11 protein-coding genes are annotated in these 20,367 nt (G+C 73.9%); all 11 read right to left on the bottom strand.

Annotation, left to right across the window (positions count from 1 at the left end):
• Positions 1-76: 76 nt before the first annotated feature.
• A complete protein-coding gene (gene leuA, locus AC1DXT_RS16750) occupies positions 77-1,822 on the bottom strand; it encodes a 2-isopropylmalate synthase (RefSeq protein WP_477062435.1) in 1,746 nt (581 codons plus the stop codon).
• Positions 1,823-1,995: 173 nt separating this feature from the next.
• Complete coding sequence (locus AC1DXT_RS16745) at positions 1,996-3,405, bottom strand: outer membrane protein assembly factor BamB family protein (RefSeq protein ID WP_477062434.1); 1,410 nt, start codon at positions 3,403-3,405, stop codon at positions 1,996-1,998.
• 41 nt (positions 3,406-3,446) lie between these two features.
• Positions 3,447-4,895, bottom strand: a complete 1,449-nt coding sequence (locus AC1DXT_RS16740) for an outer membrane protein assembly factor BamB family protein (protein ID WP_477062433.1) — start codon at positions 4,893-4,895, stop codon at positions 3,447-3,449.
• A gap of 9 nt (positions 4,896-4,904) precedes the next feature.
• Positions 4,905-6,041 (bottom strand): RDD family protein, encoded by a 1,137-nt coding sequence (locus tag AC1DXT_RS16735; protein ID WP_477062432.1) that lies wholly within the window; start codon positions 6,039-6,041, stop codon positions 4,905-4,907.
• Positions 6,042-6,058: 17 nt separating this feature from the next.
• Positions 6,059-8,323, bottom strand: a complete 2,265-nt coding sequence (locus AC1DXT_RS16730; RefSeq protein WP_477062431.1) for a transglutaminase TgpA family protein — start codon at positions 8,321-8,323, stop codon at positions 6,059-6,061.
• Positions 8,320-9,468 carry a DUF58 domain-containing protein gene (locus AC1DXT_RS16725; RefSeq protein ID WP_477062430.1) on the bottom strand — a complete coding sequence of 383 codons (1,149 nt, stop codon included), beginning with the start codon at positions 9,466-9,468 and terminating at the stop codon, positions 8,320-8,322. The genes AC1DXT_RS16730 and AC1DXT_RS16725 overlap by 4 nt, the downstream gene beginning before the upstream one ends.
• 2 nt (positions 9,469-9,470) lie before the next feature.
• On the bottom strand, positions 9,471-10,427 hold the full coding sequence (locus AC1DXT_RS16720) for an AAA family ATPase (RefSeq protein WP_421741104.1): 957 nt from the start codon (positions 10,425-10,427) through the stop codon (positions 9,471-9,473).
• 52 nt (positions 10,428-10,479) lie between these two features.
• Positions 10,480-16,569, bottom strand: a complete 6,090-nt coding sequence (locus AC1DXT_RS16715) for an Ig-like domain-containing protein (protein ID WP_477062429.1) — start codon at positions 16,567-16,569, stop codon at positions 10,480-10,482.
• Positions 16,566-18,116, bottom strand: a complete 1,551-nt coding sequence (locus AC1DXT_RS16710) for a serine/threonine-protein kinase (protein WP_477062428.1) — start codon at positions 18,114-18,116, stop codon at positions 16,566-16,568. Before AC1DXT_RS16710 ends, AC1DXT_RS16715 begins: the two co-directional genes overlap by 4 nt.
• The gene (locus AC1DXT_RS16705) at positions 18,113-19,429 is read right to left on the bottom strand and encodes an FHA domain-containing protein (RefSeq protein WP_477062427.1); all 1,317 of its coding nucleotides are present in this window, start codon (positions 19,427-19,429) and stop codon (positions 18,113-18,115) included. Before AC1DXT_RS16705 ends, AC1DXT_RS16710 begins: the two co-directional genes overlap by 4 nt.
• Positions 19,426-20,331 carry a PP2C family protein-serine/threonine phosphatase gene (locus AC1DXT_RS16700; RefSeq protein WP_477062426.1) on the bottom strand — a complete coding sequence of 302 codons (906 nt, stop codon included), beginning with the start codon at positions 20,329-20,331 and terminating at the stop codon, positions 19,426-19,428. The genes AC1DXT_RS16705 and AC1DXT_RS16700 overlap by 4 nt, the downstream gene beginning before the upstream one ends.
• Positions 20,332-20,367: the final 36 nt, after the last annotated feature.

Here is a 20,367-nt window from a genome sequence, read left to right as displayed (position 1 = left end):
TTGCCGAGCGCGCCCCTCCCCGGGCACACCGTCCAGCGGGATCGACCGCGCGGACGGTGGCTCTGGGTGGGTGCGGTCAGCGCTCGTGCCGGTTGACGGCCGAGATGATCGCCTTCAGCGAGGCGGTCGTGATCGACGGGTCGATGCCGACGCCCCACAGGATCTCGTCACCGATCGCGCACTCGACGTAGGCCGCCGCGGTGGCGTCGCCGCCGGACGAGAGGGCGTGCTCGGCGTAGTCGAGGACCGCGACGTCGACCCCGAGGGTCTTCACCGCCGCCACGAACGCCGCGACCGGCCCGTTGCCGGACCCCTGCAGCGTGCGGGGCACGCCGCGGTCGACGAGGTCGACCTCCAGGGTGTCCGGACCGTCCTCGACGCTGGTCCCCCGCGTGCCGCGCAGCGAGAACCGACCCCAGGGCGCGAACGGGCTGCCCGGCTCGACCGGCAGGTACTCGTCGTTGAAGATGTGCCACAGCTCGTCGGCCGTGACCTCGGTGCCGTGCTGGTCGGTGTGCCGCTGCACCACCTGCGAGAACTCGATCTGCAGCCGGCGAGGCAGGTCCAGGTCCTTCTCGGACTTCATCAGGTAGCTGATGCCGCCCTTCCCGGACTGGGAGTTCACGCGGATGATCGCCTCGTACGACCGGCCCACGTCCTTCGGGTCGATCGGCAGGTACGGGACGGCCCAGACGACGTCGTCGACGGTCTTGCCCTGGCGCTCCGCGGAGATCTCCAGCGCACCCAGGCCCTTCTTGATCGCGTCCTGGTGCGAGCCCGAGAAGGCGGTGAACACGAGGTCGCCGCCGTACGGGTGCCGCTCGTTGACCGGCAGCTGGTTGCAGCGCTCGACCGTGCGCCGGATGTGGTCGATGTCGGAGAAGTCCAGCTCCGGGTCGACGCCCTGGCTGAACAGGTTCATGCCGAGGGTCACCAGGCAGACGTTGCCGGTGCGCTCGCCGTTGCCGAACAGGCAGCCCTCGATGCGGTCCGCACCGGCCAGGTAGCCCAGCTCCGCGGCGGCGACGGCGGTGCCGCGGTCGTTGTGCGGGTGCAGCGACAGGACGACGCTCTCGCGGTAGCGCAGGTTGCGGCTCATCCACTCGATCGAGTCGGCGTAGACGTTGGGGGTCGCCATCTCGACGGTGGCCGGCAGGTTGATGATCACCTTGCGGTCCGGCGTCGGCTCCAGGACCTCGAGCACCGCGTTGCAGATCCGCAGCGCGAACTCCAGCTCGGTGCCCGTGTACGACTCCGGGGAGTACTCGTAGAACACGTCGGTGTCGGGGACGAGCTCCTCGTACTTCTTGCAGAACCGGGCGCCCGAGACCGCGATGTCGACGATGCCGTCCTCGTCCGTGCGGAAGACGACCTCCCGCTGCAGGGTCGACGTCGAGTTGTACAGGTGCACGATCGCCTGGTTGGCGCCGGCGATGGCCTCGTACGTCCGCTCGATGAGGTGCTCGCGCGCCTGCGTCAGCACCTGGATGACCACGTCGTCGGGGATGCGGTTCTCCTCGATGAGCATCCGCACGAAGTCGAAGTCGGTCTGCGAGGCGGACGGGAAGCCCACCTCGATCTCCTTGAAGCCCATCTGCACCAGCAGCTCGAACATCTCGAGCTTGCGGGCGGGGTTCATCGGCTCGATCAGCGCCTGGTTGCCGTCCCGCAGGTCGACCGCGCACCAGCGCGGCGCCTTGGTCACGTGCTTGTCGGGCCATGTCCGGTCCGACAGGTCCACGCGGATCTGCTCGTGGAACGGGCGGTACTTGTGCACCGGCATCGACGACGGCTGCTGTGCGCTCGTCTCCAGGTAGGTCATGGTCTTCTCGTCCTTCGGGCGGTTCGGCGGGGAGTCAGCCGGCACACACGACACCGCGACGAGGATGCGGCCTAGAGGGCCTCGTCGCGGCAGCGAAGAAGGAGGGTGACTGCGAGCACGAACTCACCGTACCCCCCAGGGCCCGACGTTCCGCAACTCCGTCCACCGCCGTCTCACCGCAGCGCCACGAGGACCTCGTCGCCGAGCGCGTACAGGTGCGGACCCAGTCGCACCGCCCGCGACGCCCCGGGAGGCAGCGGCACGCGCCACGCCGTCCCGCCGTCGTCGAGCGAGACGGCGGTCAGCGACGGGACCCCGTCGACGACGTCGTGCTCCACCACGACGTGCCGGCCGTCCGTGAAAGTACGCCCGAGGGAGGTGCCGAAGTCCCGGCGCCACAGCTGCTCGCCGGTCGCCGCCTCCAGCCCCACCAGCACGCCCGCGCCGCGCAGCACCACGCGCCCGCCCACGTCGACGGCGACGACCGGCGCCGGCATCAGCGCACGCCAGACGGCCTCCGGCGTGCCCAGCCGGTACGCCCGCACGCGACCTCCGAGCGGACCTCCGGACAGCCCGCTCGCGGCGAACACGAGGCCGGAGCTCCCGTCGCTCACGCCGGGTTCGACGAGCACCCCGCGGACCGTCAGCCACGGCTCTCCCCGCCCGGTCGACAGCTCGGACACCGCGTCGACCCCGGCGGCCGGCAGCCGGTACCGGGTGCGCACGAGCGTGCCGTCCTCGAGCAGCCGCGCGGTCCTCGGGAGGCGCTCCCCCGTCGCAGCGTCGAGCAGCAGGGTCACGTCGTTCCCGGCAGCCATCACGAGCCCTGCGGCCGCGACGAGCGCCACGCGCCCGTTGCCCGCGGACTGGAACGTGGACCACCGCTGCGTCTCCCAGCGCGCCGCACCGGAGGAGGGGTCGACCCGCCGCACCGTGAGCATCCCCCTCGCGTACGTGGCCACCACGAGGTCCGACTCGGTCTGCGCCGTCGCCACGGCCCAGCCGGGGACCTCGTTGCGCGCGAGCACGGCGCCCGTCGCCGGGTCGAGGAGCAGCAGGGTGGACGTCTCGTCCACCGGGTCCGGCCCGCGGTCCGACGGCGGGACGGGGCCCACGACGCACGCGAGCAGCGCGTCGAGCGGTCGGCAGAGCACGCGTTCGGGGTCGGGCACCGCCGCGAGCGCGACCGACCAGCGACGGGCACCGGAGACGACGTCGAGACCGACCAGACCACGCTCGGTCGACGGCGTGCCCGAGACCGCTACGACGACGTCTCCTGCCAGGACCGGTGCGACCGACCCGTCGACTGCGGCCGACCAGCGCACCTGCGGAGCAGCGCCGAGCACGCGCACGGCCTCCGCGAATGGCGCCGGTCCCAGCACAGCGGCTCGCTCGCGGTCGTTGACCCACCGGGGCGTGGCGACCACGAGCGTGACCAGGACAGCCGTCGCGGCCACGAAGGCGACGACGGCCAGGGCCGGTCGACCCGCGGCCCACGTCGCCAGCCGAACCGAGGCCGCCCGCAACCGCTGCGGACCCGACGGGACGCGATCGTCCGCCTGCGCGTCGTCGTCGAGACCCACACGCTGCATCGGAGGCCGCAGGCCGCCCGTGACCATGGCTGTCAGCCGTAGACGATGACGGTGTTCTCGGTGCGGACGACCAGGTGGCCACCGACGGCGTCGACGCGCCGCACGCCCTGGGGCAGCGGGACCGACCAGTACCGGACCCCGTCGTCAAGCCCCCGACCCCAGAGCTCCTGCCCGCCGTCGGGCGACTCTCCTGGACCGAGGACCAGGGTGCCGTCCGACAACGGGTTCCAGGGCAGCAGCGCCCCGGTGTCGACGTCCCACAGGACGGTTCCGTCGGTCACGTCGAGCACCCCGTATGTGCTCGCGCCCGACACGACGAGACGGTCCGACACGAGCACCCGGGGATCCAGGACGGACCGGGTGCGCCACTGCTCCTCGCCCGTGGTGATGTCCAGTGCGGACACCTCCGGGCCCTCGTCGACGAGCAGCGTCCCTGCCTGCGAGCCGTCGTCGGCCGACAGCGCGGCGGGCAGCCCCTCGAGGGCGTACAGCGGCGAGCCGTCGACGTCGTGCACGCGCCCCCCGCCCACGGGCGCCCAGGTGGCGAACCGCTCGCCGAGCGCGGCGACCTGGAGACCGCTGTACCGCGCGCGGGTCATGATCGTGCGACCGTCGTCGACGTCGAGGACGATCGTGGACCCGCCCTCGAGCACGACGACCGGTGGCAGCACGCGCATCGACGCCGAGATGACGGTGGCCTGCTGCTCCATGACGTCCGGGGTGACCATCGACCACACCAGGTCGCCCGTGCGGCCGTCGCGCCGCTCGACCACCAGATGGCTGTCCGCGTCCAGGGTGCCGACCACGAGGTCGTCCTCGACCCGGTCGACCCCCACGATCGTGCCGCGCAGGTCCCACGCGCCGAGCCGCTCGCCGTCCCGCGCGGACAGCGGGACGACCGCGATGCGCGGCGGCTCCTGGATGGAGGCGTCGTCGGAGTACAGGACGCGCGGCTGCAGGACGAGACAGAGGATGAGCGACCCCACGTCGTCGCGCAGGGCCGGGCACGTCGCGGCCGACGACTCGAAGCCGGAGCGTGACGCCGGCGCCACCGCGGTGGTCCAGCGCGCGGCGCCCGACACCGGGTCGTGCGCCGTGACCGTCCACTCGTCGGTTCCCGCCGCGAGGACCACCAGGGCGCCGTCGGCCGCGAGGACGGTGCCCGGCAGCGACGAGCCGGCGGTCTCCCACAGCGGGACCGGTGCCGAGTCGAGGGGTCGCACGAGGCCGGGGACCGCGGCGATCCGCGCGACGAACGCCCGGTCCCTCGCGGACACGACCAGGGCGGACACCACCAGCCCGAGGACGACGAGCACCGCGAGGGGCCACCAGCGACGCACCACCCGGGCGGTCGTGTCACGGGTCTGGGGCGCCGGCACCGCGGGCACGTGGTTGTCCGGCGCGCTCGACGGACTCGTCGCGGTCGGGGCGTCCTCGACCTCGACGAGCTGCATCCGTGCAGCAAGGCGCCGGTCCGCCATGTCCCGACTCTAGGACACGGGGTCCGGTCCTGGTGCCCGTACCAGCCGCAGAGAGCAGTCGCCGAACGAGACCGTCGACCCCACCCGCAGGCGGACCTGCTGGTCCACGCGGCACACCACCTGCGCGCCGTCCGGCAGGGTCACGACCGTGCCGTTGGTCGATCCGCGGTCGGCCACCCAGACGCCGCCGGGTTCGACGCCGATCTGGAGGTGGGTCTTGGAGACCGAGCGTGCCGGGTCGACGACGCGTACCAGCTGGACGTCGGCGTCGGACGCGGGGTTGCGACCGACCAGCGCCGTCCGCGCGATCAGGACGCGGCGACCGTCGGCGAGCTCGACCTCCGCCACCGTCCGGTCGACCGCGACGGAGTCGACCGGCTGGGCGACGAGGTCGTCTCGCGGTCCAGCCGGACGGGTCATCTCGAGCTCGGGTGCGAGGCCGTAGCTGAGCGCGACCTGACGGACGACGGGGGTCGCGCGCGTGTCCAGGTCGGGTCCGCTGCGCTGCGGGGAGATCGGCGCGAGGACCAGCGCCGCAGGGCGGCCCCCGTCGAGCAGGTCGTCCAGGAGGTCGGTCCCCCGCTGTGCCGCAGACGGCTCCGCGACCGCCCAGCCCGGCACGCTCACCGGACGGCGCTCCTGTCGCACCGGCGCCGGCTCCGCGGGTCGCACCGGCCTCGGCGGGGGCTGCACCAGCGCGCGCGACCGGACGTCGAGCACCTCGTCCCGCGCGGCCAGGTCGTGCCAGCCGCGGCGGCGTCCGGTCCGGTCGAACGACGGCGACACGAGGACGACGAGCATGCCGACGCCGAACGCGAGCAGCCCGGCGGCCACCACCACACCGCGCAGCAGCACGCGGAGCATGCCGATCGGGCGGCGCGACTCGACGTCGAGCGTCCGGATGCCCGTCGCGAACCGTCCGACCGTCCCGCCGGTGCGGCCGTGCAGCGCCCACTGGACCACCACGACGACCAGGACGAGCGACCCGCCGAGGAACGCGAGCCACGCGGTGTCGCGGATGCGTGCGGCAGGGATCAACCAGCCGCCCAGCACGAGCAACAGCCCCGCGTCGAGGATGCCCGCGGACAGGCGGCGGGCCAGGGTGGCGGGCGACAGCTCGTCGACCGCCGGGTACGGGGCGTGCATCAGTGCACCCTGCTCTCTCATGACGTGCCCTTCGGGCGTCGGCTCCGGCGGTCTCTCAGGGAGGCGGTGGACACGCGCGCCCGCATGCGCCGACGCCATCCCACGCTGTGCGTCATCGCCTCGACAGTCTCCTGGACGTCCGACCAGTAGGCGGTCGCGTGCGCGCCGCTGGGCTGCCCGTCGCTGAACACCGCGTGATCGGCCGTCCGCGCGAGCGCGCCCACGCGCGCCGCGACGAGCGCACCGCCCGGAGCGTCCGCGAACGACGCCGCGAGAGTTCGCGCCGACTCGTTGCGCGTGGCCAGGGAGCCGGCGGGCCGGCGCAGGTCACGGGCCGTGTCCAGCACCTCGTCCCAGCCGCCTGCCACGCGGACCACCGGGTCCGGGCTGCGCCGACGCCGTCGCCGGCGGCGGGCCTTGAGCGCGACGACGACCAGCAGCGGCGTGGCCAGGACCAGCAGCGGGATCGCGGCGATCCCCGCGACGCGCACGATCCGCCACAGCAGCGCGTTGCCGTCGTCCTCCGCGTCGGGGTCGTCCGTCTGCGGCTGCTCGGTGTCCTCGTCGGGCGGGGTCACTGCGGCCGGCGGGGGCGGCGGCGGCTGCACCACCTGCGGGTTGGGCTCCGACGGCTTCTCCTGGTCCTCTTCCTGGGGCGTCTGCTCCGGGGGCGGCGTCGGGTCGAACGGCACCCAGCCGTACCCCTGGAACGCGACCTCGGCCCAGGCCTGGACGTCGTCGCCGGTGACCTCGACCGGCCCCTCGGGCGCCCCGTCCTCGGGGATGAACCCCATGACGACCCGTGCCGGCAGACCCATCTCCCGCGCCATGAGCGCCATCGCGGCGGCGTACTGCTCACCGTCGCCCACCATGAGGTCACCGCCGAGCAACGTGGTGATCCGGTCGGCTCCGTGGCCGGACAGCGACTCCGTGCCCGACACGTCGATGCCGTGGCTGAAGTACCCCTGCTCGGAGAGCCACGTGGCCAGCGCGGAGCTGATCTGGACCGGGTTGCCGGCATCGCGCGCCACGTCCGCCGCGGTCGCCGGGACGATGTCCGGCACGCCGGCGAGAGGCGGCTGTGCCACGTCGGACGCGGGTGAGCTGCCGACCTCGGTGTCGTCAGGCTCGCGCGGCACCACCACGTCGACGCCGTACTCGAGACCCTTGCGGAGCCCTCCGGTGAGCACCGCGGCGCCCGTCGCGTCGTTGTACCGCAGCGCGCCCGCGTCGTCGGGGTCGGCGAGGTCGATCGACGTGGCCTGCCCGACGGTGGGGAGCCAGACGCCTCCGAGCGACCCGATCGCGATGTCGACGTGCGCTCGGTCGCCCCGCACGTTCGTCTCGATCTCGGCGCCGACCCGACGGAACTCGCCGGAGGCCTGCGCGGACCCGTCGCCCGCGACGTTCCAGACCACGCCGTCGTAGCGGTCCATCGTGGCCAGCCGGATGCGGGCGTTCTCCGGCAGGCCGGTGACCGTGAACAAGACCTCGTCGGCGTCCTGCTTGACGAACTCGCGGAAGGCCGACAACGGGCTCGGGTAGTCCCGCGGGTCGAACGGCGGCACCAGCTCGTCGCGCACGACGAGCCGCTCGGTCCCCCCGGCCACCAGCGGCGCACCGAGCACACCCGCCCCTACGGCGACCGCCGTCAGCACGCCGGTGGCCACGATGCGTCGAGCACGCAGGAGGTCGGCCCGCCATGACGCCCACGGCAGCAGCACGAGCACGAGGACCAGGCCCGTGACCAGCGGCGCGACCGTCGGGCGGCGCATCCCCAGGACGATCACGGCGATCGTCGCCACGACGGGCACCACGGCCGCGGACGCCGCCGCGGAACCCGTGCGAGCCCGCAGCGTGACCGACACGGCGACCGCCGACCCCACCAGTGCCAGGACGTACATCGCGACCAGGAGCGTGCCGTCGGTCCCGATCGGTGGCTGCAGGGTCAGGACCTGCTTCCACGCCGAGGCGGCGGCGCGTGCCAGGTCGAGCGCCGTCTGCGGGGTCGGCACCACCCCGGCGACCGTCGTGCCGGGAGCGGCGAGCGCGCCACCGGCCAGCACGTACACGACGAGGAGCACGGCGACCACCGTGATCGCCGACCACCCGCGTGCCGCACCCAGCGCCGCCACGCCGGTGCCGAGCACGAGCCCGCCCACGAGCGCGGGCAGGGCGGTGAGGCCGCCGTACACCTCGAGCAGGGGCACCAGGGCGAGCGCCAGGGTGCCGACGAGGCACAGGACATCGACGACCGCACGGCCGACCGGGCGAGGGGTCACGCGGTCACCCGCCGGAGCAGGCGAGGCAGGTCGTCGAGCCGGCCGATCGTCGCGAGGCTGAGCGAGCCCTGCGTCCGCACCGACACCTCGGCACCCCGCTCGCAGCGCACGACCACGGTTCGCGTACCGGTGGGGACGTGCCGGGCGCCGAGCCGCAGGTCGGCGTCGCCGGGAACCGAGCCGGTCACGAGCATCGCGACCGAGGCCTCGGGCGCCTCCCGGACCACGCGGCGTCCCAGCAGGGTCACGCCCGCACCGCCGCTCGCCAGCACGATCCCGGAGCAGTCGTCGAGCAGCAGCGGCGGCGTCTCGACCCGGAGCCTGCCGGGTCCGGCGAGCACGACGAGGTCGCGCTCCTCGCGGATCGTCTGCACGCCGACCGACGCCAGGACGGAGACCGCCAGCTCCAGCTCGTCGTCGTCCGCGTAGTCGCGCGGGTCCGTGGCCAGCGCGAGCGCGGTCGTCGTCCGCCGGGTGTCCTCGAACTGCTTGACCATGAGGCTGCCGCGGCGCGCCGTGGTCCGCCAGTGGATGTAGCGCCGGTCGTCGCCCGCCACGTAGTCGCGCAGGGCGTGGAAGGACAGGTCCGAGTCGGACAGGTCCCGCGTCGACTGGCCCTCGAGGTCGCGCAGCAGCCCGGAGCTCGCCCCCGCCAGCGACACGAGCAGCGGATGGACGAACAGCTCGACCGGCCGCGTCCAGCGCACGCTGCGCCGCACGAGGCCGAACGGGTCGCCGCGGACGGAGCGGACAGGCCCGACGACGATGACCGCGCGCCGGGCCGTCGGGATCGCGAACAGGTCGTCGTGGGTGTGGTCCGGGCCGAGCCCGGGCACGGCGAACTCGGCGACCACCGAGCCCACGGGGAGCTCGACCCGGGACGGGAGGGACGGTCGGCGGGCGATGTTGCGCACCTCGACGCGGCCGAGGGCCCGCTCCCCCACCTTCACGCGTCGGTCGGCCATGTCGAGCGTGATGGCGTAGCGGGCCCGCCCGGCGGTCATCAGGAGGGACACGACGAGCACGGCGGTCAGCGCGGCGCCGACCGTCGCGAGCTCCAGCCACCCGAACCCTCTGCCCAGCACGAGGCCGAGGGCGGCGACGAACGCCACCCCCCACCCGACCGGCGAGACCCGCAGACCCACGGTCAGACCGCCCGCAGCGCCGGGGGTGCCGTGGTCTCGAGGATCCGGGCGAGGATCTCGATGGCCGTGACGCCCGCGAACTCGGCCTCCGTGTCGAGCAGCAGGCGGTGCGCCAGCACGGGCTGGGCGAGGTCCTTCACGTCGTCGGGGATGACGTACTCGCGGCCCGAGGCCGCCGCCCAGACCTTGGCGGTGCGCACGAGCGCGAGGCCGCCGCGCACGCTGGCGCCGATCGCGGTCTGGGAGTCGTCGCGGGTGGCCTCCGTGAGTCGCGCGACGTAGTCGAGCACCACGTCGTCGATGTGCACGGTCTGCGCGAGGTCCGCCATGGTCCCGACGGCCTGCGTGGTGATCCGCGGGGTCAGGTTCGTGGTGCGGTCCTTGGCGCCGGCGAGGATCTCGATCGTGGACGCGCGGTCCGGGTAGCCCAGCGACGTCTTGATGAGGAACCGGTCCAGCTGCGCCTCGGGCAGGCGGTAGGTCCCCGCCTGCTCGATCGGGTTCTGCGTCGCGATCACCATGAACGGCCGGCCGACGGGGTGCGTCACGCCGTCGACCGTGATGTGCCCTTCCTCCATCACCTCGAGGAGCGCCGCCTGCGTCTTGGGCGAGGCGCGGTTGATCTCGTCCGCCAGCACGACCGACGCGAAGATCGGTCCCGGGTGGAACTCGAACCGGTGCGTGCTCTGGTCGTAGATGGTGACGCCCGTGACGTCCGACGGCAGCAGGTCCGGCGTGAACTGGATGCGGTGGTGGCTGCCCTGCACCGTCGCGGCGAGCGCCTTGGCCAGCGAGGTCTTGCCGGTGCCCGGCGCGTCCTCGAGCAGCAGGTGGCCCTCCGCGACCATCGCGGTGAGCGCGAGGCGGACCGTGTGCTCCTTGCCGAGCAGCGCGAGACCGACGTTGGCGACCAGCGCGTCGAACGTCTCGGCGAACCAGATGCTCTGCTCGGGGGTCATCGGGTGGTTCTCCTCAGGTGTCGGGGCTCGTGGCCCGGCGGGAACAGGTGTGTCATGGGGTGGCGCCGACGGTGAACGAGGCCGAGGCCTCGGGCCCGGTGCCGCGGAAGTTGGTCGCGGTGACGACGACGGTCACCACGTCACCCGTGGTCGTCGGGCCGACGCGGTCGAGGCGCTCCTCGTACGGCGATCCGGTCGCCGTCTCGCATCGCGGGGGGCCGCCGTTGATGCTGAAGCACAGCCGGTAGGAGTCGATCCCGATCCCGCCGTCGGTCGGTGCCACCCACGCGGCGACGGCACGCGTCGGGGTCGCCGGGTCGTTCGGGGTGAGGGTCAGACCGGTGACCGCTCCCGGCGCCTGCCCCCAGGCGACGTCCGCGTAGCCCACGCCCTCGGTCCAGCCGATGCCCGTGCTTGCTCTCACCGTCGCCGTCACTCGAGCCCCGCGGAACGGCAGGTCCCAGCCGGAGACGTCGACGACCTGCGTCCGTCCGCTGAACGAACCCGACCTGCTGTCACCCCGGTCGCTGGTCAGCACCCACGTGTACGTCACCGCACCACCGCCGCCGTCGGGGACGTCGCTCCGGGTGATCGTGATCTCGGTGGGCCGCCCGCCCGTCGCGTTGTCGGTCACGTCGACCGCGACGTCCGGCCGGCCGGGAGCGGTCGTGGCGCGCGCGGACGCGGCCGCGCTCCAGCCGCTGGAGCCCGCGCCGTTCACCGTGCGCACCTGGTACGTGTAGTTGGCCCCACCGGTGAGGTTCTCGAACGTGTACGAGGTCCGGTTGCCCACGTCGAGCTCTCCCCCGTCGGGGAGCCGGATGACGTAGGCCTGGATGGGCGTGCCGTTGTCGTCGGCGCCGGACCAGCGCAGATCGATCCGGCCTGCGCCGACGACCGGGGTGGCCGTCACGGACGTGGGAGCGGTGGGTAGCCCGAAGGTCGCCGCCGTGGTGGTCCCCGCCTCGCCCCAGCCCGCCTTGTTCCTCGCCCGCACCGAGACGCGGTACGGGTACTTGGTCTGGGCCTGCTCGAACGTCATCTGCTGGGTTCCGGCCGCCTGCGGGAACGTGCCGCCGTTCGGCCCGTCCACGACGACCTCGTACTGCGCCACCGCGTCGCCGTTGTCCGACGGCGCCGTCCACGCGATCGCGATCACCCGGCCGAGYGTCGAGTCCGTCGGGGTCGCGGTCACCTCGGGTGCGTCCGGCGCGCGGGCGGGGACCATCGGCTGCGACGACGCCGACCACGCGCTCGGCTCCGGCGCGCGGTTGTGGGCGCGCACGCGGACCGAGTAGGCGGTCCCGTTCCGCAGGCCGCTGAACGTGTAGCTCGTGCTCGCGGAGGTGACCGACGCAGGACCCGCGGGCGGTGCGGGCGAGATCTCCAGCGTGTAGCTGCTCACGGGCGAGCCGGCGGACGCGGGCGCGGTCCAGGCCGCCCGGACGGAGCCGTCGCCGAACTCGAGCGTCGGCGCGCCGGGTGCGTCCGGGACGGCGTCGGGTCGGGCGCTGGCCGACGGCGGGCTGGGGTCCGACCAGTCGACGGCGTTCTGCGCCGCCACGGTGAACGTGTACTCGACGTCGTTGGTGAGGTTGTCGATCGTGCACGTGGTGCTCGCGCACTGCCGGACGATGTTCCCCGGGCTCGCCACGACGCGGTACCCGGTGATCGGGGCGCCGCGGTTGTCGGGCGCGTCCCACGAGAGGACGACCGTGCGGTCCCGCACCTCACCGACCCGCGGTGCCGTCGGGGTGGCCGGCTTCCCGCGGACGATGACGACGATGCGACCCTCGACCTCCCGGTCCGGGTCCCCCGTCACGTCCCGGACCCGGTACCGCGTGACCATCTGGCCGATGAAGCCCTCGGCCGGTCGCACGCTGACGGTGCTCGACGACGAGCCGGCCGTGCCGGCACCCGGCGTCTCGACGGACGCGCCGACGACCGTCATGGGCGAGTCCGGGAACGGGTTGAACGCCCCCGCGAGCACGTCGACCGTGCTCTGGCGGCCCTCGACGCCGTCCTCGATGGTGTGCGTCAGGAGCCGGACGGTGGGCCGGGTGCTCGCGATGACCCGGACGTCGATCGTGGCGTCGAACGACCCGGTCCGGCCGTACCCGATGCGTACCGGCAGCCGCTCCGTCGTGCCCTTCTGCGTGGTCTCGTCGGCCGCGATGCTGAGGATGCCGTTGGTGATGCCGCCGGTGAAGCCGACCGGGACCGCGGACGTGAGCGTGTAGGAGTACCGGCCGTCGGTGGGGCTCGCACCCTCGGGCCCGGTGGTGAACGCGCGCAGGTCGACGGCGACCGCTGCCTCCCCGGGCGCGACGTCGATGACCGACGGCGCGAACGTCGGCGGGTGGTCGTCGACCGCGTAGACGGTGATCTGCAGGGTGATGACCGAGGTCCGCGCGGAGGTGTCCCCGGGGCCCGACGAGTCGGTCACGGGCACCGTGATCGACGCAGGTCCCGCGTAGCCGGGTGCCGACCGGAACTGCAGCGTCGTGCTGTCCTTCACGGGGTTGGACTGGTCCGACCGGACGGCCGTCACGCCGAGCGGGTCGGCGATGGACGCCTCGCGACCGGGGGCGACCTGGACCTGCTCGCCCAGCGGGATCTCCAGCAGCTCCCCCGACGCGACCCGGAGCTCGGGCGCCTTGGGCCGAGGCGTGGGCGGGAAGAAGCCGAGGGCCGGGACCGTGATGAACGCGTACGAGGAGGCCGTGCCGGCCGGCGCCGTGGTGTTGGTGAGCAGGTACGGGATCGTCTGGGCGTGGTCGACGAGGGTCACGACGACGTTGCCGCGCTCGGTCACCCGGGCCACGTCGGACTGCGATCCGGGGACGGACACCGCCAGGTCGCTCAACGGGCCGCTCGGGTTCTGGGCGACCGCGAGGACGTCGACCGAGACCTCCGTGCGCCCGAGGGTGTCCAGCGCGGGGACGACGACGTCGCGGGCGATCGGCGGCAGCACCGGGGCGTCGTCCGCGACGGTCACGGTGAGCACCGCCGTGTCCCGCCCGCCGCGCTCGTTGGTGGCCGTGTACGCGATCTGCAGGACCGTCGGGGCGTCGGGCGCCTGGACGACGATCCGGCGACCCTGGACCTCGGCGCCGGTGTCGGCGGGCTCCAGGTCACGTTCGAGCGACAGCTCGCCGCCGCTCGAGTCCACGTCGTTGGCCAGCACCCGCACCTCGACGCGCTGGCCCGGCCTGACGGTCACCGCGTCGTCGCGTGCCACGACGGGCGCGGCCCCGGTGGGACGCGGGCTGATGCCGACGCGGACGGTCGCCACCGCGCGCTGGCCCACCCAGTCCTCGACCGCGTACGTGAACTCGTCGGTGCCGAGCTCGTCGGACAGGGCCGTGTACTCGAGCCAGTCCGGCCCGACCGCGGTGACCGTCCCCCGGACGGGCGCCTGGGCCGTGCCGAGGAGCGTCACGCCGTCCCCGTCGGGATCGATGCCGACCAGCGGGACGGGGATGCGGACCGTGTCGCCCTGGAACACGCGCGCGACCAGGTCGAGCGGTCGCGGCGGGGCCTTCGTGCTCGCGTCCGACTCGTGCACCCGGACCGTGACGGTCGCGGCGGTGACGTTGCCGGTCGCGTCCTGCACCGCGAACGTCGCGTGCGCCGTGAGCGGGGTCGCCGGTGCCTGGTACCGCAGCACGTCGCCCGACACGAAGAGCAGGCCTTCGCCCTCACCGAGAGGCTCCGCGAGATCGGCCAGCAGGGTGAGACGGTCGCCGTCCGGGTCGGAGGCCTTCTCGAGCACGGGGATCGTCACGACGCCACCGGTACGCACGCTCACCTCGACGTTCGGCACGACGGGCGGCTGCGAGACCGTCGACGGCGGGATCGGGTGCACCACGATCTCGCCCGTCGCCGTGTCCTGTCCGTTCGACACCGTGTAGCGCAGCGCCACCGGGCGGTCGAGGGTGCGGTCGGAGCGGATCTGGACCAGGTGGTGCTCCAGGATCGCGACGCTGAGGCCCGACCCGTCGGGCACCTCGACCGACTGGAGCACGAGCACCTTGCCGGCGGGGTCGCTGTCGTTCTCCAACGGGTCGATCGTGACCTCGCCGCCCGCGGGCAGGAAGGCCTGGTCCCGCACCGCCACCGGCGGCTCGGGGGTCTCCGGCCACGCGCGGACGTCGATCCGCGCCAGCCCGGTGGCCTGCTGCGGCGGCGCCGAGACGAGGAACTGCACGTAGTAGCTGCCCGGCCGGGCTGCGCTGAACGTGAACGTCCCGCCCTGCAGGTCGCTGGTGATCGTGGCGCCGACGGCGTCGTCGACGCCCGCCAGCCGCGCCGGCTCGGCCGACGAGCTGCGCACGGCGTCGAGCGGGTGGAGGGTCACGGGCTGGTCCACGTAGGTGACCGCGTGCACGGGGTCGATCTGCGGCGGCAGCGAGCCCGCAGGGCGCACGTCGACGTCGAGGGTGCCTTCCGTCGTCGTCGTGCCGTCCGACACCAGGAGCGTCACCGTCGTCCGGCCCAGCTGCGTGCCGTCGGCCTTGTACGTCACCGAGCCGTCCTGCCGGAAGCGCACCGATCCCGAGGTCGGGTCGGACGTCGCCCCGACCAGCAGCAGGTCGTCGCCGTCGGGGTCAGAGAAGTCGGCGAGCGCCTGGTGGTCCGCCTGCCCGCCCTGCTCGACCTGGAGCGCACCGGTGCGCAGCTGGACGGGTGCGGAGTCCGTGGCGGCGTCGTGGACCGTGAGCAGGACGGTCGCGGTCGACGGCGCGTTGGTGCCCTGTCCGTCGGTGATCGTGTAGGTCAGCTGCGCGGATCCCGTGGCGCCGGCGGCGACGGCCACCTGCAGGGCGCGACCGCCGTGGATCGCCTCGATGCGGCCGAACTCCGCGGGCAGCGGGTCGAACTCGGAGACCGCGAGGATGCCGCAGTCGGAGGACGAGTCGTTGTCGATGACCGGCAGGATCGTCGTCCGACCGGCCCGCACCCCGAACTCGTCGTCCGCGGCCGTCGGCGGCGCCGACTCCGTGGAGCACTCCGTGACCAGGTCCTGGGTGATGTCGGAGGTCTCGGTCTCCTCCTGGGCCTCGTCGGGCTGCTCCTCGGGCTCGATCTGCGTCCAGTCCGGAACCCGCAGGTCGGTGTCCTTCAGCGGCATCCAGAGTCGCCCGCGCAGCGTGTCGTTGAGCACGACGACCTGGCGGTTCACCCGGAACGCGAGGACGTCCGCGCTCGACATGTCCTCGAGGTTGCTGACCTCTGCCTCGTCGCCGTCGCACAGCTGCACGTACGAGCCGACGGGCGACGCCCAGGCGCCGTGGGCGCACCTGCCCACCTGCACCGGAGCAGCGGGCAGCCCCGACCCGTCGGTCGCGTGGGTGACCGTGTCGCCGCCGCCGAGCGGGACCTCGAGCAGCGCCGTGCGGCTGGCCACGAGCGCGCGGGACGACTGCGGCCCGGCCAGCTGGAGGGTCAGGTCGTCGCCGTCGAGCTCGGTCGAGCCCTGCAGCGTGCGGACGATGGAGCCGGACAGGACGACGGGCTCGTCGCCGACCGCGGTGAGATCGTCCACGGGGCCGGCGCCGACCTCACCCAGCGCCGTGACGCGCGGGGCACCGTCGACGAGGTCGATCCGGCTCACGGCACCGTCCTCGGGGGCCACCGCGAGCACCGCGCCGCTGCGCGCGACCACGACGGCTCCGCCCTCGCCGAGCTCGACGTCCGGGGTGTCCGTGGCGATCCGGAGCGACTCCAGCTCCGTGATCGGTCGCACGAAGACATTGCCGTCGCCGTCGACCACGGCGACGACTCCCGCCGCCATCGACACGTCCGCCCCCGGCACGGCGACCTGCGTGGTGAGCGTGACGGACGCGGGGTCGACGACCGCGAGCGAGCCAGACTCGAAGAGCAGCACGTCGCCGGCGTCCTGCAGCACGTCGAACGTGCTCCCCGACGCGGCCAGACCGCCGTTGAGCTCCTCGACCTGTGCGTTGTAGCGGCCCAGCTGCAGCTTGCTCGTCGCGGTGAGCCAGACGCCGCCGTCGTTGAGCTCCAGCCGGGCCAGCGGGAAGCCCTGGTCGAGCAGCGCGAGCACGAGGACGAGCACGGGGACGGTGACCACGGCCGCCGCCGTCGTCGCCCGCCCACGCAGCGATCCCCACGTCACGGCGCGCACCCCTGGGCGGGATCGACGGAGACCCGTCGGTCCGCGCGCACGATCGCGACCTCGACGCAGACCTGCCCCACCGCCTGGTCCGCAGGGACCGTCGCCATGGCGGCGTCGACCAGCGCGGGCTCGGGCTCGCCCGTCGCCTGCAGCACGCCCCACAGGTACTGGTCGCCGTCCTGCGGGTCGGGGTTCTCCCAGGTGAACACCACCGAGCCGTCCGCCTGGCGCGTGCCCTGCAGCCCGGCGGGAGCCGGGACGGCGTCCGTGATCCGCGTCGGGTCCGTGCTCTGGGAGAAGTCCGACGTCGCCGACGGGCCGTCGTCGGGAGCGCCACGCAGCGCCACGGCACCGATCGCGACCACCGCCGCCAGCACCACGACACCGGAGGCGATGCCCGCCACCAGGCGCGCACGCCCGCGCTGCTCGGTCTCGACCTGCTCGACGACCAGCGGTTCGGGCGGCGCGACGAACACGGGCGGCCGCGCCGGTGTGGGCTCGGGGGCCACGGCCGTGACCCCGCGCATCCGCGTCGGCTCGTCGGCGCCGGGTGCGGCCGCAGGCGCGGGCGGCGCCTGCGGGGCCACGCTCACGATCGAGCGCAGGCGCGTCGCGTCCTCCCGGCCGCCGTCCGGGGACTCCGTGGGCAGGTCCCGGTCCTGCCCGGGGTCGGGCTCGTCGGTGAGGTCCAGCGGCGTGATCGGGAGGCGCAGGTCCGCCTCGACCTGCTGCAGCGCGCGCGCCACCGCTGCCGCGGACGCGAACCGGCGGGCCGGGTGCTTGGCCATCGCGCGCTCGAGGACGTCCTGCAGGCCCCAGGGCACGTCGACCCGACCCGTCGGCGGCAGCGGCGTCCGCTCGATGCGGGAGACCAGCTGCTGCGCGGTGTTCTGCCCCCCGGCCACCTCGAACGGGGTCCGGCCCGCGAGCAGCGAGTAGATCGTGGCGGCCAGCGAGTACACGTCCGAGCGCTCGTCGCCGGTCGGGTGCTCGCCCAGCAGCTCGGGGGGCGACCACGGGATCGACATGCCGACGGTGGCACCGGCGCCGTGGCCCGTCGTCGCGGCGATGCCGAAGTCGGTGAGCGCCGGCCAGCCGAAGTCCGTGGTGAGCACGTTCGCCGGCTTGATGTCGCGGTGCAGGATGCCCGCCCGGTGCGCGGTCTCGACCGCGGACGCCAGCCTGATCCCGATCCGCAGCGCCTCGGCCACGGAGATCCGCTCCTGGCGGTACCGCTCGGCCAGACCGGGACGCGAGCAGTACTCCATGACCAGGAACGGGCGGCCGTCCGCCGCGATCGCCGCGTGGTAGATGGTGACGATCGAGGGGTGGTGCGACAGCTGGGCCATGAGGTTGGCCTCCTGCTGGAACCGCGCCCGGACCTCGTCGTCCAGGCTGCCGGCCAGCAGCACCTTGACCGCCACCTCACGCCGCGGGAGCTCCTGCTGGTACAGGAAGACGTCCGCGAAGCCCCCGAGGCCGAGGACCCGGAGGTACTCGTAGCCCGGCAGGCGAGGCGGCGTCGATGCTTCGCGGCGTGCGGTCACGAACCCCGCTCCACCGAGAACGTCACGCCGTCGCCGAGGTCGACGACCTCGTCGACGCCGACGACGCTGGGCTCCCCCGGGTGCAGCCGGCGCGCACCCTCCCCCGCACGGGCGACGTGGATGCCGTTGGTCGAGTCGAGGTCGGTGACCACGACGTGGTCTCCCTCCACCCGCACCTCGGCATGCGTGCGCGAGATGTCCTGCTGCGGGCTCGGGACGGTGATCAGGCGGGGCAGCTCGCGGTTGGTGACGCGGGCGACCTGCGGGGCACGCCCGAGCAGGACGGCACGGTCGAGCGGGACGACGAGGCCCGTGGACAGGACCAGACGGGCCGCGACCGGGGCCACCTCGGGCACCCGGAACGGTCCGGGGACCTCGTCGGACGCCCAGGACGGCAGCTGGTCCCGGATCTCGGCGAGGTCGGTGGACAGGATGGTCAGACCGTCGTGGTCGTCGAGCGACGCGCCGCCGACGACCACGGGCCGCGCTGCAGCCGTCTCGGTCGTGGCCACGCTCGGCGACGGCGTCGCGAGGAACGACTCCGCCTCGGCGACGACACCGGCCGGGTCGGTGTGCTCCTCGACCTGCCTGGTCAGGGGTGCGAGCTCGACCTGGGTGGGCTCGTCCCACACGACGGCGTCGATGATCTCGGTCGTCGCCCCGTGCGCGTCGACCGCGGGAGCTGCCTGCGGCTCGTCCTCGGCGTGGTCGAAGGCGGGCAGCGGGTCCTCGGCGACCGCCTCGGCCACGGCCGGCTCGTCGGCCACGGGTGTGTCGGTGTGTGGCTCGGCCTCGGCGACGGGCTCGACCGCGACCGGCTCCGGCTCGACCGCCGCTGCCGGTTCCGTCGACGGCTCCACGGCCCGCGGGGCCGCGTCGGTGCGCGCGGTCAGGCCGACGTGCACGCGAGCGGCACGGACGACCCCGTCGGCGAGCGGGAGGCTGTCCGGTCCGTCCGGCGCGCCGTCCACCTGCACGACCACGTCGGCCACGCCCTCGAGCACGCGCTCGGTCCAGGTACTCACCTCACCGGAGCGCCACACGTCCTGCCGGCCGCCGACCTCGACGACCACCTCGACGTCGCCGCGCAGCGCCGCGTGCACGCGCTGCCCGTCGACGGACACCACGGCGAACGGCGGGAGCCCGCCGAACCCGTCGCGAGCGAGCAGGGCGAGCGCGGAGAACACACCCTCCCCCGCGTCCTGCCAGAGGGCGCGGACGGTCGACTCGGCGGCGCCGGGGCCGAGCAGGGCCACGAAGCCGGGGCGGACCACGGCCGTCCAGGTGCCGGTGGTGTACTCGGGCACGCTCATGACGGCATCTCCTCGATCGGTGTGGCCGCGTCCGGGGTCGGCGCCTCCGGGCGGACGCGCGGGATCGGCTGGGTCGACGTGCGCGACCGGCGCGGGACGGTGACGCCGTTGAGCATCTCGTCCCAGACGTGGGTCCCCAGCTCAGCCCCGGTGCGGGGCACGGTGATGTGGACGTCGTCGTGGGCACCGGACGCGGTGGCGACGTCGACGACGACCGCGCTGACGTTGTCCCGCGCACCGTGCTCGAGCGCCAGCCGGACCAGGATCGCCGCGGCGTCCTGCGGGTCACCGGTCTCGGCGAGGACGCGGGCGAGGTCCTCGTCGCCGACCTCTCGCGTGAGGCCGTCCGTGCAGATGAGGAGCCGGTCGTGCAGTCCGGCGGGCAGCAGCCAGTACTCGGGCTCCGGCGGGTCACCGGTGCCGAGGGCGCGCGTCAGGACGTGCCGGTCCGGGTGCGTCGCCGCCTCGGTCAGGTCGATCTCGCCGAGGTCCAGCAGCTCCTGGACCACCGAGTGGTCCACGCTCACCTGCTCCAGAACGTCGGCGGACCACAGGTACACGCGCGAGTCGCCGACGTTGAACACCAGCCAGTACGACCCGCCGTCATGCTCCGTCACGGCCACCCCGGCGACGGTGGTGCCGCCCTGGCGCCCACCGGTGAACTCGGTGCGGATCCGCGCGGCCGTCCGGTCGAAGCAGGCGTGGACGTCGTCGGCGGTGGCCGCGGCCTGCCCGGCGAGCTGGGCGAACTCCTCGACGGCGATCCTGCTGGCCAGGTCGCCCGCATCGTGCCCGCCCATGCCGTCCGCCACGAGGAACACCGGCGGATAGGCGAGCAGGGCGTCCTCGTTGACCTCGCGGACCAGGCCACGATCGGTCGCCGACCCCCACGACGTGCGCACACGACCCCCTCGTCCTGGGAACGGTCCCGACCGGTA

Source organism: Cellulomonas sp. P1_G12_2 (genome assembly GCF_056405535.1).
This window is presented reverse-complemented; position numbering and strand designations above follow the sequence as displayed.